We start from the raw sequence: 16,099 nt of genomic DNA on the forward strand, positions 1-16,099 counted from the left end.
TGGTTCCCTTCGTGGTGGGGCCGCCCGGTGCGGCCCGCGGCCAGAAGACTGCGGGCCGCGGCGGACGTCTCGCGACCGACGACGACGGGTCTGTGGAGGACCGGTGGCATCGGTTCGGTGTGGACGACTCCGGGCCCTCCTCACCACGCGATCGAGCCCAGCAGCCCGGCCACGAGCGGCACGATCCCGATCAGCACGAACGCGGGCAGCAGGCACAGCCCGAGCGGCACCGCGGCCTTGACCCCGACCGCCCGGGCGCGGTCCTCGACCGTGGCGCGGGCGCGGCGGGCCAGGTCGTCGGCGAGGCGCTCGACCGCGGGCACGACGGCGGAGCCGGTGTCGTGGGCGCGGGCCATGGTGCGCCCGAGCGGGGCGAGGTCGGGGTCGGCGGCGAGGTCGGTCCACACCGTCGCCGCCGGTACGCCGAGCGCGAGGCGGGCCACGACCGGCCCGAGCCGGTCGGCGGCGGCACCGGGCAGGGCCCGGGCGACCAGCACGACCGCGTCGGCTGGTGCGGCGCCGGAGCGCAGGGCCGCGCCGAGGAGCGCGACGACCGCGGGCAGGTCACGACGTACGTCGGCTCGCGCCCGGCGGGCGGCCGGCGTCTCGGCGCGCCCGATGACGACCCACACCCCGAGCCCGGCACCCGCCGCCGCGACGAGGCCGGCCGGCCCGCCGACGAACGTGCCTCCCGCGGCCGCGGCCAGCAACGACCACACGGCACGGTGGCGACGCAGCCAGCCGACCTCGACGACCGGGGCCGCGAGCGTGGGCGCGGCGGGCGGTGGCAGCCGGGCGCGTGGCGGCACCACCAGCGCCACGGCGAGCGCGGCCGACGCGGCGGCGAGGAGGTGGAGGGCGTTCACGGGCGGTCGACCTCGCGAGCCAGGGCCTCGATCCAGGCCAGCCCGGCGAACGCGAAGGCGATCCCGAGCGCCAGGCAGCCGAGCCCGACAGGGGTGGTGAGCAGGAAGCCCCACGGGTCGCCACCGGCGCCGTTGCCCATCGACAGCGCGAGCAGGGGCAGCGCGGCCACGAGACGGGCGGTCGCCCGGGCCGAGGCGAGCTCGCCCTCGACCACCCGGCGGGTCGCCTGGGCGTCGCGCAGGCCGAGGGCCACCCGGTCGAGGGTGTCGGCCAGGCCCTCGCCGGTGCGGTGGGCGACCTGCCAGGCCGCGGCGACCACGCGCAGGTCGGCGGCCCCGGGGCGCTCGGCCAGCGAGCGCCAGGCGGCGGGGACGTCGGCCCCGACCCGGTGGGCCTCGGCGACCGGGCCCAGCGCGGGCCAGTCCTCGGCCGCGCGGTCGAGCGCGAGGGCCGAGGGCCTCCCGGCGGCGAGCTCGGCCGCGAGGGACTCGCAGGTCTCGAGCACCCGGGCCGCCGTGGCGCCCGCGGCCAGCCGTGCGGCGCGGGCCCGCCACAGCCGCCGCCCGGCCAGGCAGGCCGCGACGAGCACGACCCCGAGGACCACCAGCCGGGGCGAGCCCCGTCCGACGAACAGGAGCCCGACGACGAGGGCACCGGCGACGCCGACGGGCCCGAGCGTCTGCGACCGCGGGCCACGACCCTCGGCGGACTCCGGCGCCGGCGACCGTGGCCGGCCGGGCACCGCCAGTGCCGCGGCCGCTGCCGCAGCCGCCATCGCGAGCAGGGCGGACGCGCTCACGCGCGGCCCTGGTCGAGCCGGGAGAGCAGCCGGTCAATCGCCGGGCCCTCGTGCAGCGACAGGGTCGGGCCCACCTCGAGCGCGACGTCCATGGTCACCAGGCCGGCGGCGTCGCGGCCGGGGACGGCGACCTGGGCGACCCGGCGTGACCCGTCGGGCCCGCGGGCGAGGTGGACGACCACGTCGACGGCTGAGGCCAGCTGGCTGTGGGCGGCTTCGCGACCGAGGCCTGCCGCCAGCGCGAGAGCCTCGACGCGTGCCGGGACGTCGACCGCGGAGTTGGCGTGGAGGGTGCCGCAGCCACCCTCGTGGCCGGTGTTGAGGGCCGCGAGCAGCTCGACGACCTCTCCGCCACGCACCTCGCCCAGGACCAGCCGGTCGGGGCGCATCCGCAGGGCCTGGCGGACCAGCGTGCGCAGGTCGACCGCGCCGGCCCCCTCGGCGTTGGGCGGGCGGGCCTCGAGCCCGACCACGTGGGGGTGGTCGGGACGCAGCTCGGAGGCGTCCTCGACGACCACGATGCGTTCGCCGGGCGGCAGCCGCGACAGCAGCGCGGCGAGCAGCGTGGTCTTGCCGGTGCCGGTGCCGCCGCTGACCAGGAACGGCAGGCGCGCCGCGAGCACCCGCTCGAGCAGCCGGGCGACCGGGGCGGTGAGGGTGCGGGCCGCGACCAGCTCGTCGAGGGTGAACCCACCGCGGCGCGGCACCCGCAGCGAGATCGCCGTGCCGGGCCGGGCGATGGGGGCGAGGACGGCGTGGAAGCGGGTGCCGTCGGCCAGGCGCAGGTCGACGAACGGCGAGGCGTCGTCGAGGCGACGGCCGCCGAGGGAGGCCAGGCGCTGGGCCAGGCGGCGTACGGACGCCTCGTCGGGGAAGGAGACCGTGCTGCGCTCGAGCCCGGCGCCCCGGTCGAGGTAGACCTCGCCGGACCCGTTGACGACGACGTCGGTCACCCCGGGCAGCGCGAGCAGGGGCTCGAGCGGACCGGCGCCGACGACGTCGCGCCGCAGCAGCTCGTGCACGGCGAGCACGGTGGCGTCACCGACCGGGCGGCCGGTGTCGCGCAGCGCCTCGGCGACGCGATGGGGGGTCAGGTCGCCAGGGGTGCGTGCGAGCCGCTCGCGCACGGCGTCGACCAGCCCGGCGGGCAGGGCCTCGATCACGCCGCGACCCGACGGGCGGCGCCGGGCGCGGCCAGCAGCGCGAGGAGGTCGGCGCAGGCCCGGGCCAGCGGGCTGCGGGGGTTGCGGACGGGACCGAGGCCGAGGTCGATCGACTCGTCGAGCGCGCGCTGGTGGGGGACGGCGCCGAGCACCGGCGTGCCTGCGGCACGCGACACCTCGTGGGCGAGCAGCCCGCCGCCGCGCAGCACGAGGCCGAGGTCGGCGCGTCCGTCGTGGCGCGCGCAGACCCGGGCCGCCGACGCGACGCCGGCGACGGTCGCCACCGTCGCCACCAGCACCAGGTCGCAGCGCGCGACCACCTCGTCGAGCAGGGGGTCGGGGGTGCGCGGGAGGTCGACGACGACCGTGTCGTGGCCGCGTCGCGCCGCCGACAGGGCCTCGCGGACCGCGAACGCCTGCAGGGTCGCGGTGGTGCCGGCGTACCAGGTGAGGACGCCGAGCCGACCGCGTCGCGGCAAGGCCTCGCGCAGGGCGCGGGCGCTGAGCCGCCCGGTGGTCTGGCACAGCGCGTCCCAGCGGAACCCGTCGTGGCGGTCGAGCCCGAGGACCCGGTCGAGCCCGGGGCCCAGGGGGTCGCAGTCGATGACGACGGTCTCGCCGGTCTGCGCGGCGACCTGGCCCAGGGAGCAGGCCAGCGTGGTCGCCCCGGCGCCGCCCGACCCACCGACGACGCCGACCACGAGCCCGCGCGGGCGGGCCGCCTCGCCGAGGTCGGTGAGGGTCTCGACCACCCAGCCCTCGGAGCGGGGCAGCTCGGCGACGTTCTCGGCGCCGAGGCCGAGGCCGGCCCGGAAGAGCGCGGTGTCGGTGGCGCCCCAGGCGATGACGTGGACGCCGTCGCGCCGGTCGGGCCCGAGCTCGGCCAGCCGACCGGCCAGGTCGCCGCCGACCAGGACGACGGGCGCGCGCGCCCACGAGCGCAGCGCGCCCCCGGGATCGGCGACGACCTCGGGGGTCACGCCGGCGGCCGCGGCCAGGCGCAGCAGCTCGTCGCGCAGGGCGGGGTCGGCGGTGACGACCAGAGGAGCGTCGTGGCGAGGGGTCTGGTGGGAGGTCCGGGGTGCATGGTCGAGGGGCATGGACGAGGGTTGCCCGCCGCCGCGAGCGCCCACCCCCGGCGGCGTACGGCCTGGGGACGACGCGGGGCGCAGCGGCCCTGTGGACGGCTCCGGGTCGTTTCCACGGGCTTTCCACGTGCTTTCCACAGACGACGGCCCGGCTCGGCGCACCCTTTCGGGCCGGTCGGTCCACCTACGATGACGGCATGACCCGCGCGGCGGCGTTCTTCGACCTCGACAAGACCATCATCGCGAAGTCGAGCACCCTGGCCTTCTCCAAGCCCTTCCAGGCCGGCGGTCTGATCTCGCGACGAGCGGTGCTGCGCTCGGCGTACGCCCAGTTCGTCTTCCTGGCCGGCGGAGCCGACCACGACCAGATGGAGAAGCTGCGGCAGTTCATGTCGAGCCTGGTCGCCGGCTGGGACGTCGCCACCGTGCGCGAGATCGTCGCCGAGACCCTCCACCACGTCGTCGACCCGATCGTCTACGACGAGGCCGTCAGCCTGATCGCGGAGCACAGCCTGGCCGGGCGCGACGTCGTGATCGTCTCGGCGTCGGGCACCGAGGTCGTCGAGCCGATCGGCGAGCTGCTCGGCGCCGACTACGTCGTGGCGTCGCGGCTCGAGGTCGTCGACGGCAAGTACACCGGCGAGATCGACTACTACGCGTTCGGCAAGGAGAAGGCCCGCGCCATCGAGCAGCTGGCCCGCGACCGCGGCTACGACCTGACGCAGTGCTACGGCTACAGCGACTCGGTGACCGACGTGCCGATGCTCGCCGCCGTCGGCTTCCCGCACGCCGTCAACCCCGACAAGGACCTGCGCAAGGAGGCCGCCTCGCGCGGCTGGCCGGTCCTGGTCTTCGTCAAGCCGGTCGCGCTCGAGTCGCGGGTGCCGCTGCCGCCGGCCAAGCAGACCCTGGCCGCGCTCGCCGTCGGTGGGGCGTTCGCCGTCGGCGGGGTGCTGTGGACCAACGCGCGCAAGAAGCAGCGCGGCGTGACCTGATCCACCCCGTCGCACCGGCGCACGCGTCCGGCGTGCAGGGCGGAACCTTCCACCTGCCCACCACTGGCGCGGGCTCCTAGCGTCGCCCCATGACCTTCGACCAGCTGGGCCACCTCGCCGACCGGGCGCCGCAGGCACCGACCGTCGCGCTGCGCCTCGTCACGACGTACGACGGCCGCACCCGTCGCATCGACCTCGCCCTGGCGGGCGCTGCGTCGGTGGCGGTCGAGGACGGCGAGGCCACGACGTTCCCGACCGACCAGCTGTGGCCGGTGGTGCGGGGGCTGCTGCCGCCGCTGCCGCAGCTGACCGCCGACCCCGAGGGGCGCCCCGCGACCGACCACCGCGAGCCCGGGCCGGGCTTCGCCGACGAGTGCCGGGCGTTCGTCGCGCTCGCGACCGTCGCCGACGAGCGCGTCAGCGTCCGCACCTGGCTGGCGACCGACGACGAGCTGTGGGCGGTCGCGCCGCAGGCCGACGGCACCACCGACCTCAGCCCCGCGGCCGACGGCGCTGTCGCCGACCTGCTCGTGTGGGACGTGACCGCGGCCCTGGAGGTGCTGGTGGCGCAGGCCGAGCGACGGGCGTCCTGACCATGACCACGCTGGGGATGGACACCGAGGCCGGGCTGGCGGCCTCGACCGAGCTCGACCGCGGCTCGCAGCGCATCGCCGAGCTCGCGACGCGCCTCGACGGCGCGCTGCGCTCCTTCGAGTGGACCGGCCTCGACGCCGAGCGCACCCTCGACGCCTGGCAGCACACCGAGCGGCCTGCCCTCGACGCGACCGTCACCCGGCTCGCCGAGATGGCGCTGCAGGTCCGGCAGGAGGCCCAGGCCCAGGACGTCGTGTCCGGCGACGGCTCGTCGCCGGTCACCGGCGACGGTGGGGTCGTCACATCGGCTCAACCACAGGGGTTCTTCGCCTCGGTCGGGCAGTTCCTCACCGACCGCATCGCCGCGGCGTACGACGGGGCGGTGCGCACGCTCGGCCACGCGGGCGGCCCGCTGGGCCAGGTCGGCGACGTGCTCACCGGCCGCCAGGACCACTCGGTCTCCGAGATCGCTGCGAGCGCCCTGCTCACCCTGGGCTCGGCGGCCGGCACCGTCGCCAACCTGGTCACCGGCAAGGAGCAGCACGTGCTCGGCGAGGGCACCGGTGTCGCCGGGGTCCCGACCGTCGTGCCCGCCCAGGGCGCGGGCAGCCTCTACCACCCCGCCCTCGCCCCGCCCACCGACCTGCCCGGCCTGATGCAGAGCGTCACCGACTCCTACCAGGTCGGCGCCGACCCCTCGGGCGGCAGCGGCGACGTGCGCATCACCCGCGTCGACAACGGGTCGGGGCCGGCGTACGTCGTGTCGATCCCCGGCACCGAGACCTGGTCGCCGGTGGCCGGGTCCGAGCCGCGCGACTTGTCGGCCAACCTGCAGCTCGTGGCCGGCAACCCGACGGCCGCGGCCGAGTCGGTGCGCGCGGCGATGGACGCCGCCGGCATCCCGCCCGGCTCCCCGGTGATGCTCGTGGGTCACAGCCAGGGCGGCATCATCGCCGCCCAGCTGGCCTCCGACCCGACGTTCGTGCGTCACTACGGCGTCACCAACCTGCTCACCTACGGCGCCCCCATCGACCACGTGCAGCTGGCGCCCGGCGTCGAGGCCCTACAGGTGCAGCACCGCTTCGACCTCGTGCCGCGCCTCGACCTCGGCGGCGTCGACGTGCACGGGGTCGACCCCCACACCCACGTCACCGCGGTGACGCTCGACAGCCCCGGCGGCGTCCTCGGCGTCGTCACCAACCACGACCACACGGCCTACATCAACTCGGTGCGCGACGCCATGGCCGGCGACAGCGACGCCGGTCGTATCCTCCGGGACTACCAGTCCACGCTCTCGCCGTTCCTCGTCACCGCGACCGGCACCGCGACCGCGATCGACGTGCCGGTCACCCGCCGGCCCTGACCTGGGGAGGCACCGGATGGGCCTGCTCTCCAAGATGCTCGGCGGTCGCCCCGGCGAGGCCGCCATCAACGCCACGCTCGCCGACGCGGTGCGGGTGCTGCCGGGCGTCACCGGCCACTCGCTGCGCTACAACCACCAGCCCCAGGCCTCCGGCGCCGTCTCGGGGATCGTCGACGTGGCCGACTCAGCGACCTTCCTCGAGGTGCTGCGGACCGTACGCCGCGTGCTCGACGGGCTCCTCGGCGCCGGCGCCGACCGGGTCACCTTCTACCTCACCGGCCGCACTCCCGACGGGGTCCCGGTGACGCCCGGCGACCTCGGCCTCACACAGCCGCCGACCGGCCGCGAGGTCGCCCAACGACTGCTGTCGTGACGGCGTCCGGCGCGCCCGACCCGCGAAAGTCAAGCCTTGTGTCGGCGGTCACACCGGCGTAGACATGGAGTCAGGAAGACAACTCAAGAGCAGCACGTGAACCGGGTACCCACGCGGCGAACCACCCTTCTTGAGGGCGCCTGCCATCGGGATACTCCCGGGACAGCAAGCTGAGATTGCACGCTTGGTAGCCAGCGGTTCACGTGTTCGCGGTGGCGCTCAGGTCCTCGAGGACCCGGGCGCCACCTGCACGTCAGCCCACCAGCACCTTCGCGGCCCGGTTGGCCGCAGCCGGCCCGGCGAGCTGTCGCAGCAGCAGCAGCCCGTCGACCAGGGCCAGGGCGGCCTCGGCCTCGCGACGTCGTACGGCGGGGGTGCCGACGAGCACCGTGGCAAACCAGTCGACCCAGCCGGCGACCAGCGGCGCGGCCAGCGAGCGGTAGGGCTCGGCACCGGCGGTCGCGAGCCCGACGGCCTCGAAGTAGAGGGCGAAGAGGGGGTCGACCTGCGGCCGGGCGAGCACCGGCCAGGCCCGGGCCACCAGGTCCCGGTGGTCACGCGCCCCACCGGACACGGCGTCGGCGAGCACGCCGACGAGCCGGTCGCCCAGCACGGTGAGCACCTGGGTCACCAGGTCGTCCTTGCTCGGGAAGTAGTAGACGATCGCGCGGTCGGTGACACCGAGCCGCGTCGCGAGCCGGCCGAAGGTGAGCCGGTGGAGGCCGTCCTCGAGGGCTGCGTCGACGGCACCCTGGAGCAGCTCCTCGCGCGTGTGTCGATAACCCATGCCTTGATCGTAGTGATCACTACAGCTAGTTTATGTAGTAGTCACTACAAAGGAGGAGCACGCCATGACGAGTGCACTGCAGATCCTGTCCGCCTCCCGCGCCGCCGTCGGCGCCGGCACATGGGCGGCTCCCGGCCCGTCGTGGCGCACGTTCGGCCTCGGCAGCCTCGCGGACGCCGGGCCCTCGGCCGGCATCATCAGCCGGCTGTTCGGCGCCCGCGAGCTCGCCCTGGCCCTCGGCCTGCGCCACCCCGACCCGGCCGTGCGCCGCGTGGTCCTGCAGGCCGGCCTGGCCATCGACAGCATCGACGTCGCGGCCAGCCTCATCGGCCTGCGCAACGGCGCCCCGAGGGCCACCCTGCTCGGCGTCGCGGCCGGGGCTGCCTCCTTCGTCGCCCTGGGCGCGGTCGCCCTCGGTCAGGATCGGCCAGGACGAGTGAGCTAGTCCGCGGCCCGCCGCAGCGGGCTCGCCTCCGCGGCGGCGGCGTAGGCCTCGGCGGCGTACAGGGTCCAGGCGTGCACGCCGGCAGCACCACCCTCGGCGTAGCCGCGCAGGTTGGACTCGTAGGCCTCCCGCAGCGCCAGGTGGCCGGCCTCGGGCACGATCAACGACTTCTCGTCGACGCCGCGCGCGACCAGCACGAGCCGCTCGACGGCGCGGGCCACGATGCCGTTGTGCGACGGGAACGGTGCCGCCGTGACCAGCTCGGCGTGCACCAGGCCCGCGACGAGCAGGGCCGGAGCGTCGGTGTTCGAGGTCAGCACGGAGGCGATGTCGCGCAGCCGGGCGGCCGACTCGGCGTCGCGCGGGCGCCCCAACCGGTCGTCGGCGACCGACCCGGTGGCGGCCAGGGCGTGCACGCGGGCCAGGGCCTGCAGCGGCGAGCGCCCCAGCGTGGGCGCCAGCAAGAGCAGTTCGGTCGAGACCCGCACGCTGTCGACGGCGATCTCGTCGCCCTCGCCGCGCCGCACCTGCGCCAGCGTCGAGGTCGAGCCCTCGAGGACCGCACTGGCGTGGGCCCCACGTAACAGCGACTCGGCCGTCGTCTCGGGCGAGGTACGGCGCAGCCCGCGGTCGCGCAGCACCACGTCGATCCCGTCGCGCGCGGCGGCGTAGGCCGACGGGACGCCCTCGAGGGTCACCAGCCAGGCGAGGGGATCGGTGGTCACCCGTCCACGGTATCGGTGCCCGATCGGCGCCAGGGTTCGGCACCTCGACCCGCTCGCGCCTCGCCCACCGGCACGGCCCGGCGCCGTACGATCGGCAGCGATGAGCGAGGACCACCAGCGCCACGCCCGATCCTTCGGGGGCGTGGCCGACGCCTACCACCGCGGACGGCCGTCCTACCCCGACGACGCCGTGGCGTGGCTGGTCGGCGACCGCCCCGTGACGGTGCTCGAGCTCGGCGCCGGCACCGGCAAGCTGACCGAGCGCCTGGTCGCTGCGGGCCACGACGTCCACGCGACCGAGCCCGACGAGGCGATGCTGGCCGTGCTGCGCCGGCGGCTGCCCGACGTGCGCACCTCCGCGACCGGGGCCGAGGAGATCCCCGTCGCCGACCAGTCCGTCGACGTCGTCGTCGCCGCCCAGTGCTTCCACTGGTTCGACGCCGCGGTCGCCCTGCCCGAGATCGCCCGGGTGCTGCGCCCCGGCGGCCACCTGGCCGCGGTGTGGAACCAGCGCGACGAGCGCATCCCCTGGGTCCGCAAGCTCGGCCGCATCATCGGCACCCAGGACAACGTCACGGCCCCCCTGGCCTCGGTCGAGTCCTCCGACGACTTCCACGAGGTCGACGAGACGGCGTTCAAGCACTGGCAGGTCGTCGACCGGCGCTCCATCCAGGACCTCGTGCTGTCGCGCTCCAACGTCGCGGTCCTCGACGCCCCCGAGCGCGAGCGCGTGCTGGCCGACCTTCTCGCCCTCTACGACGACTACGGCCGCGGCATGGACGGCATGCAGCTGCCCTACCAGGCGCGCTGCTTCCGGGCCCGGGTCACCGAGCGGGTCGCCCCGCCCGCGCCGGCACCGACGCTCGAGCCGACCGTGCCGATCTCGCTCGGCGCCCCGGACGCCGACGACCCCCAGCACGACACCGCCGACACGATCCCGCGCGTCGCCGCCGGTCTCGACGACACCGGCACCCTGCTCATCGACTTCCGCTGACGCGGGTCACCCGCCTGCGCGTCCGACGTGGTCGGGTGTGGTCGGGTGTGGTCGGATGTCGCCATGGCACGCACGTGGCGGCGGACACACCTCGGCACCGAGGCCGACCGCGCCACCTTCCGCACCCTGCACCAGGCCTCGCTGGCGTCCCCGGCGCTGCGCGAGGGGCTCACCGAGGACAGCGCCACCCGCGCGGCCGGTCACCTGCGCGCCCTGCTCGGCACCCCGGCGCTGGCGGTCACCGACACCGTCGGCTGCCTGGCGTGGGACGGCGCCGGCAGCCACCACCGGCAACAGGTGCGGACCCTCCTCGGCGCCACCCTCGAGCGCGGCCGCACCCGCAGCTTCGACCGCGGCGACCTCGGCTGCACCACCACCGGCTGCGAGGTGCGCACCGCGGTGGTGAGCCCCCTCGTCGTCGACGACCGCATCGTCGGCACCCTGGTCGCGTTCGCGCCGTACCCGACCGCGGGGCTGGCCCGCGCCACCGACGAGGTCGCGACCTGGGTGTCGGGTCAGCTGGCCCTGGCCGAGCTCGAGCTGTCGCGCACCCGGCTCGCCGAGGCCGAGGTGCGCGCGCTGCGGGCCCAGATCAGTCCGCACTTCGTCTACAACTCCCTCGGCGCGATCGCGAGCTTCGTGCGCACCGACCCCGACCGGGCCCGTGAGCTGCTGCTCGAGTTCGCCGACTTCACCCGCTACTCCTTCCGCCGCCACGGCGACTACACGACCCTCGCCGAGGAGCTGCGCTCGATCGAGCGCTACCTGCTGCTCGAGCAGGCCCGCTTCGGCGACCGGCTGCAGGTGACGCTGAGCATCGCGCCCGAGGTGCTCGGGGTGGCGGTGCCGTTCCTGTGCGTGCAGCCGCTGGTCGAGAACGCCGTGCGCCACGGGCTTGAGGGCGTCGACCGGGTCGGTCACGTGACTATCACCGCCCGCGACCGCGGCCAGGACTGCGTCATCGAGGTCGAGGACGACGGCGCCGGCGAGGACCCCGAGCGCGTGCGCCGCGCGCTCGCCGGCACCCTGTCGACCGACGGCGCGCACGACTCGGTGGGGCTGGGCAACGTCGACGCCCGCCTGCGCTCGACGTACGGCGACGACTACGGGCTGGTCGTCGAGACGGCCCCCGGCGCGGGCACGAAGGTGGTCGTGCGGGTGCCGAAGTTCGCGGCGGGGGTGTCGGCGTGACGGGCGGGCTGCGCGTGCTCGTGGTCGACGACGAGCGCCCTTCGCTCGACGAGCTGGAGTGGCTGCTCTCGCGCGACGAGCGGGTCGCGTCGGTGCGCACCTGCGACTCCGCGACCGACGGGCTGCGGGTGCTGCGCGAGGGCGACGTCGACTGCGTCTTCCTCGACATCCAGATGCCGGGCCTGACCGGGCTCGAGCTCGCCGAGGTGCTGGGCCGCTTCAAGGAGCCGCCGCCGATCGTCTTCGTCACCGCCCACGAGGCCCACGCGGTCGAGGCCTTCGACCTGCGGGCGGTCGACTACGTGCTCAAGCCGGTGCGCGCCGAGCGTCTCGCCGAGGCCGTACGCCGCGTGGTCGAGGGCGGCGCCGCCGAGCGGGTGGTGACCCCGACGGCCGACGTGCAGATCCCGGTCGAGCGCGGCGGCGTGACCCGCTTCGTCCCCCGGTCGACCGTCACCCACGTCGAGGCCCAAGGCGACTACGCCCGCCTGCACACCCCCACCGGCAGCCACCTCGTGCGGGTACCGCTGTCGACGCTCGAGGACGAGTGGGCCGACGCCGGGTTCGTGCGCATCCACCGATCAGTGCTGGTCGCCACCGCCCACGTCACCCAGGTGCGCATGGACGCCGGCCGGTGCACGGTCGTCGTGGCCTCGGGCAGCTCGGACGGCTCCGGTGTCGAGCTGGTGGTCAGCCGCCGCAACACCCGCGAGCTGCGCGAGCGGCTGCTGCGCCGGGGCGAGCCGTGACTCCTGCCGACCTGTTGCCCACCGGGTCTCGAGGCTCGTCGCTGGCGCTCCTCGCACCTCGACCACCGTGCCGGACGGCCACGGATGCATGAGTCCGAGCCGGCGCGGCGGGTGCGCGTCACCGGGCCCGACCGGCACGCGCGCCCGCGGCCGCAGCCGCGCACGGGCGACATCGACGACGAGACGCCGCTGGGCGGGGTCTACCTGGGGTCGCTGCTGCGCGAGCAGCTGCTGCTCGCCGCCCGGATCCTGGGCCTGCTGGCCCTCACCGTCGGCAGCCTGCCGCTGGTCTTCTACGTCGTGCCGGGGCTCGACGACGTCCGTGTGCTCGGGGTGCCGGTGGCGTGGCTGCTGCTCGGCGGCCTGGTCTACCCGTGGCTGGCCTGGCTCGGCTGGCGCTACGTGCTGCGCGCCGAGCGCAACGAGCACGACTTCGCCGAGCTGATGGGCGAGGTCGAGCGGTGAGCGCCGCATGACCACCGTGCCGGGGTTCGTGGCCGTCGTCGTCGTCACCGTGACCACGCTGGCGATCGGCACCTACGGGCTGCGGTTCTCGCGCACGACGTCGGACTTCTTCGTCGCCAGCCGCACCGTGCGGCCCGGGCTCAACGCCAGCGCGATCGGCGGTGAGTACCTCTCGGCCGCGTCGTTCCTCGGCGTCGCCGGGCTGCTGCTGACCTTCGGCGCCGAGATGCTGTGGTACCCGATCGGCTGGACGGCCGGCTACCTCGTGCTGCTGGTGCTGGTCGCCGCGCCGCTGCGGCGCAGCGGCGCCTACACGCTGCCCGACTTCGCCGAGGCGCGGCTCGCGTCGCGCCACGTGCGCAACCTGTGCAGCGTGCTGGTGGTGGCGATCGGGTGGCTCTACCTGCTGCCGCAGTTCGAGGGGGCGGGGCTGACGCTGGCCGCGGCCATCGACGCGCCGCGCTGGGTCGGGCCCGTGGTCGTCGGCGCGGTGGTGCTGGTCAACGTCGGGTCCGGCGGGATGCGCTCGATCACCTTCGTGCAGGCCTTCCAGTACTGGCTCAAGCTGACCGCGCTGCTGGTGCCGGCCGCCGTGCTGCTCGTGGTGTGGGCCGGCGACGAGGCCGTGCGATCGGCTGGCGGACCGAGCGCGACGGCCGGCGACTGGTCGGTGCCGCTGGGCGGCGGCGGCGCGCAGGGCCTCTACACGACGTACTCGCTGGTGCTGGCGACGTTCCTCGGCACGATGGGCCTGCCCCACGTGGTCGTGCGGTTCTACACCAACCCCGACGGCCGGGCCGCGCGGCGTACGACGCTGGCGGTGCTGGCGCTGCTCGGCGTGTTCTACGTCCTGCCGCCGGTCTACGCCGCGCTCGGCCGGGCCTACGGCGCCGACCCGGCCACCTCCGACAGCCTCGTGCTCGACCTGCCCCGGCTCGTCGTGCCGGGCACGCTCGGCGACGTGCTGACCGGGATGGTGACCGCCGGCGCGTTCGCGGCGTTCCTGTCGACGTCGTCCGGGCTCGCGATCGCGGTGTCGGGGGTGCTGACCCAGGACGTCACCTCGCGCCGGCTGCCCGGGCTGGGCGACCTGGGCGACCTGGCGGCGTTCCGCGTCGCGACGCTCGCGGCGGTCGTCGTCCCGCTGCTGGCGACGCTGGCGCTGCCCGACTTCGGGGTCGCGCGGGCGGTCGGGCTGGCGTTCGCGGTCGCGGCCTCGACGTTCTGCCCGCTGCTGGTGCTCGGCATCTGGTGGCGCGGCCTGACCGCCGCCGGCGCCGTCGCGGGTCTGCTCGTCGGCGGCACCGGGTCGGTCGCCGCGGTGGCCTGGACCCTCGCCCACGACCGGGCGCAGGGCTGGTTCGACGTCGTCGTGGGTCAGCCCGCGGCGTGGTCGGTGCCGCTGGCGTTCGCGACGATGGTCGTGGTGTCGCGTCGTACGACGGCCCCGGCCCACGCGCGCCGCTTCATGGTGCGGCTGCACACGCCGGAGACGGTCGAGCTCGACCGCTCCTGACCGTCGGGTCGAAAGGCGATCAGGCCGCAGGCCACCGGCAGCCGGACCGGCCGCACCAGGCCGGGGGCGAGGAGCAGACCACGCGACCGGGTCGGCCGTCGCTGTGCTGGCCCGCCGCGAGGGCCTCGGCGCGCTCGACGACCAGGTCGACGACCAGGTCGTGGGCGCCGATCACGTCGGCCACGACGACACCGTCGGGGGCCTCGCGGCGCACGCGGTCGTGGAAGAAGCCGGGCGAGAGCAGGTAGGGCGAGACGGCGTCGCCGGGGCGGACGACGTCGACCGGGCGGGAGCCGTGGCCCGACAGCGTCGCGAGCTCGACCGGGCCGTCCCACGCCCGGGCCAGCAGCGACATGGCGGCCACCTGGTCGCAGGTCGCGCCCTCGTCGGTGGAGCCGGCGGCGACGAGCACCACGCGCTGGCCGGGGGTCGCGCCGGCCTCGAGGAGGCGGGCGACCTGGGCCCGGGCGAGCAGCGGGTCGGGGCCGAGGGGGGCGCCGAGCACCACCGGCACCGAGGCCGTGGCGACCGCCTCGGGCAGGTCGCTGCGCATGTGGAAGCCGGTCGAGAGCAGCAGCGGCACCACGACGGTGGGCTCGGTGGCCGCGGCCATCACGTCGGCGAACAGCGGGTCGGAGAGCTCGACGAAGGAGGCCAGTGCGGAGGTGCCGAGCCGTGCGCCGGCGGCCTCGGCGACCCGCCGGGCGACGTCGTTGCCGGCGAGGTTGCGGGTGCCGTGCGCGACGGTGACCAGCGCCGTACGGCCCGGGGAGCCCGGGGGATCCTGCGACGTCGTCACGAGGTCACGGCCAGGCGGTAGCCACGTTTCACCACGGTCTGGATCATCCGGGTCCCGACGGCTGCGCGCAAACGGGCGACCGCCATCTCGACCGCGTGCTCGGTGCCGGCGGTGCCGGACGGCAGTGCGGCCAGCAGGTCGCGGCGCGAGACGACGTGGCCGGGGTTGACGACCAGGGCGTGCAGCACGGCCAGCGGCGCCGGCGACAGCTTGACCTCGACGCCGTCGACCAGCAGCACCTCGCCGTGCAGCAGCAGGCTGCGGCCACCCACGTCGAGCTGGAGGCCGTCGGTGCGCGACGGCAGCTCGGTCTCGAGCTGCTTGACCATCGCGGCCAGGCGCGAGCGCTCGGGGAAGATCGACGGCACTCCCCACATCTCGAAGGCGGCGGCGGTGACCGGCCCGACGCACGACGCGACGACGTCGGCCTGGAAGGCCGTGACGACGTCCTCCCGGCGTCCGGTCGACCCGGCGGCCTCCATCAGCGCGGCGACGGCGGGCGCGGAGGTGAAGGTCACCGCGTGCACGCTGCGCTCGGCGATCTCGTCGACCAGGTGGAACATCGGCCCGGGGTCCTCGGCCCGCTCGACGCGGTAGACGGTGACGGTCAGGACGTCGGCGCCGCGCCGACGCAGCGCGTGGGCGACCATCGACAGCGACTGGCCGTGCTCCTGCACCACGATCCGCTTGCCGGTGAGGTCGCGCCCGCGCAGGTGCTCCAGGACGTCGTCGAACTCCTCCGACTCGGGCGCCCACAGCTCGCGCAGCCCGCGGCGGCGCAGCGCCCCGACGCTCTTGGGACCGCGGGCGAGGATCTCGGCCTCGCCGAGGTGGGCGAGCAGCGCGTCGATCGTGCCGTCGTCCTCGGCCGCGGCGAACCACGTCTTCATGCCGATGCCGGTGGTGGCCAGGAACAGGTCGACCGGCGCGCTCAGCACCTCGAGGGTTGCGGCGCGCAGCGAGTCGGCGTCGACGTGGTTGGGGTTGGTCGACAGCGCCGGCGCCCACACGCAGGTCGCGCCGCGGCGTTCGAGCAGGCCGATCTGCTCCTCCACCTTGCGGGCCGCGGTGACGCCGACCCGGAAGCCCGCCAGCGGGAGGGGTGAGGTGGTCGGGGCGGCGGGGGTCACGGGGTCCGCCCGGCGCCGCGCATGTAACTCACCGTCCGGTGCACTTCCCCACCGGT

The 16,099-nt window shown here is 75.7% G+C and carries 18 protein-coding genes; 10 read left to right on the plus strand and 8 right to left on the minus strand.

Annotation, left to right across the window (positions count from 1 at the left end):
• Positions 1–140: 140 nt before the first annotated feature.
• From FZC61_RS21260 to ssd, 4 genes are read right to left on the minus strand one after another with little or no spacing between them, the layout of a single operon-like run.
• Entirely contained in the window at positions 141–866 is a 726-nt protein-coding gene (locus FZC61_RS21260; protein ID WP_148616222.1) for a type II secretion system F family protein, read from the minus strand.
• Positions 863–1,666 carry a type II secretion system F family protein gene (locus FZC61_RS21265; RefSeq protein WP_148616224.1) on the minus strand — a complete coding sequence of 268 codons (804 nt, stop codon included), beginning with the start codon at positions 1,664–1,666 and terminating at the stop codon, positions 863–865. Before FZC61_RS21265 ends, FZC61_RS21260 begins: the two co-directional genes overlap by 4 nt.
• Positions 1,663–2,826: a TadA family conjugal transfer-associated ATPase gene (locus tag FZC61_RS21270; RefSeq protein WP_211357384.1), complete on the minus strand. Its 1,164-nt coding sequence runs from the start codon at positions 2,824–2,826 to the stop codon at positions 1,663–1,665. Before FZC61_RS21270 ends, FZC61_RS21265 begins: the two co-directional genes overlap by 4 nt.
• Positions 2,826–3,929 (minus strand): septum site-determining protein Ssd, encoded by a 1,104-nt coding sequence (ssd, locus tag FZC61_RS21275; protein ID WP_148616225.1) that lies wholly within the window; start codon positions 3,927–3,929, stop codon positions 2,826–2,828. The genes FZC61_RS21270 and ssd overlap by 1 nt, the downstream gene beginning before the upstream one ends.
• 185 nt (positions 3,930–4,114) lie before the next feature.
• On the opposite strand from ssd, the gene FZC61_RS21280 reads away from it, so the two are divergent.
• The 4 genes from FZC61_RS21280 (at position 4,115) to FZC61_RS21295 (ending at position 7,242) form a co-directional block, all read left to right on the plus strand.
• Positions 4,115–4,912, plus strand: a complete 798-nt coding sequence (locus FZC61_RS21280; protein WP_148616227.1) for an HAD family hydrolase — start codon at positions 4,115–4,117, stop codon at positions 4,910–4,912.
• A gap of 89 nt (positions 4,913–5,001) precedes the next feature.
• Entirely contained in the window at positions 5,002–5,505 is a 504-nt protein-coding gene (locus tag FZC61_RS21285; protein WP_148616229.1) for a hypothetical protein, read from the plus strand.
• A gap of 2 nt (positions 5,506–5,507) precedes the next feature.
• Positions 5,508–6,869 (plus strand): PGAP1-like alpha/beta domain-containing protein, encoded by a 1,362-nt coding sequence (locus FZC61_RS21290; protein ID WP_148616231.1) that lies wholly within the window; start codon positions 5,508–5,510, stop codon positions 6,867–6,869.
• 16 nt (positions 6,870–6,885) lie between these two features.
• On the plus strand, positions 6,886–7,242 hold the full coding sequence (locus tag FZC61_RS21295) for a hypothetical protein (RefSeq protein WP_148616233.1): 357 nt from the start codon (positions 6,886–6,888) through the stop codon (positions 7,240–7,242).
• Between the two features lie 253 nt (positions 7,243–7,495).
• On the opposite strand, the gene FZC61_RS21300 is transcribed toward FZC61_RS21295, so the two are convergent.
• Positions 7,496–8,029, minus strand: coding sequence for a TetR/AcrR family transcriptional regulator (locus FZC61_RS21300; protein WP_148616235.1), 534 nt, complete (start codon positions 8,027–8,029; stop codon positions 7,496–7,498).
• A gap of 64 nt (positions 8,030–8,093) precedes the next feature.
• On the opposite strand from FZC61_RS21300, the gene FZC61_RS21305 reads away from it, so the two are divergent.
• Positions 8,094–8,474, plus strand: coding sequence for a hypothetical protein (locus FZC61_RS21305; protein ID WP_148616238.1), 381 nt, complete (start codon positions 8,094–8,096; stop codon positions 8,472–8,474).
• Here the strand turns inward: FZC61_RS21305 and FZC61_RS21310 are convergent.
• The gene (locus FZC61_RS21310) at positions 8,471–9,199 is read right to left on the minus strand and encodes a Fic family protein (protein WP_148616240.1); all 729 of its coding nucleotides are present in this window, start codon (positions 9,197–9,199) and stop codon (positions 8,471–8,473) included. The genes FZC61_RS21305 and FZC61_RS21310 overlap by 4 nt on opposite strands.
• Before the next feature lie 100 nt (positions 9,200–9,299).
• Between FZC61_RS21310 and FZC61_RS21315 the strand changes: the two genes are divergently transcribed.
• The 5 genes from FZC61_RS21315 to FZC61_RS21335 all read left to right on the plus strand — a co-directional run bounded on the left by FZC61_RS21315 (position 9,300) and on the right by FZC61_RS21335 (position 14,114).
• Positions 9,300–10,193: a class I SAM-dependent methyltransferase gene (locus FZC61_RS21315; RefSeq protein WP_148616242.1), complete on the plus strand. Its 894-nt coding sequence runs from the start codon at positions 9,300–9,302 to the stop codon at positions 10,191–10,193.
• A 63-nt stretch (positions 10,194–10,256) separates the two neighbouring features.
• On the plus strand, positions 10,257–11,384 hold the full coding sequence (locus FZC61_RS21320) for a sensor histidine kinase (RefSeq protein WP_148616244.1): 1,128 nt from the start codon (positions 10,257–10,259) through the stop codon (positions 11,382–11,384).
• Complete coding sequence (locus FZC61_RS21325; protein WP_148616245.1) at positions 11,381–12,133, plus strand: LytR/AlgR family response regulator transcription factor; 753 nt, start codon at positions 11,381–11,383, stop codon at positions 12,131–12,133. The genes FZC61_RS21320 and FZC61_RS21325 overlap by 4 nt, the downstream gene beginning before the upstream one ends.
• Positions 12,134–12,217: 84 nt before the next feature.
• Positions 12,218–12,598 (plus strand): hypothetical protein, encoded by a 381-nt coding sequence (locus FZC61_RS21330; RefSeq protein WP_148616247.1) that lies wholly within the window; start codon positions 12,218–12,220, stop codon positions 12,596–12,598.
• Between the two features lie 7 nt (positions 12,599–12,605).
• Positions 12,606–14,114 (plus strand): sodium/solute symporter, encoded by a 1,509-nt coding sequence (locus tag FZC61_RS21335; RefSeq protein ID WP_148616248.1) that lies wholly within the window; start codon positions 12,606–12,608, stop codon positions 14,112–14,114.
• 19 nt (positions 14,115–14,133) lie between these two features.
• Here FZC61_RS21335 and FZC61_RS21340 read toward each other — a convergent pair whose 3' ends face one another.
• The gene (locus FZC61_RS21340; RefSeq protein WP_148616250.1) at positions 14,134–14,913 is read right to left on the minus strand and encodes a sirohydrochlorin chelatase; all 780 of its coding nucleotides are present in this window, start codon (positions 14,911–14,913) and stop codon (positions 14,134–14,136) included.
• The gene (locus tag FZC61_RS21345; protein ID WP_148616251.1) at positions 14,910–16,043 is read right to left on the minus strand and encodes a uroporphyrinogen-III synthase; all 1,134 of its coding nucleotides are present in this window, start codon (positions 16,041–16,043) and stop codon (positions 14,910–14,912) included. Before FZC61_RS21345 ends, FZC61_RS21340 begins: the two co-directional genes overlap by 4 nt.
• Positions 16,044–16,099: the final 56 nt, after the last annotated feature.

It is taken from the genome of Nocardioides rubriscoriae (assembly GCF_008087085.1).
Taxonomy (GTDB): Bacteria; Actinomycetota; Actinomycetes; order Propionibacteriales; family Nocardioidaceae; genus Nocardioides; species Nocardioides rubriscoriae.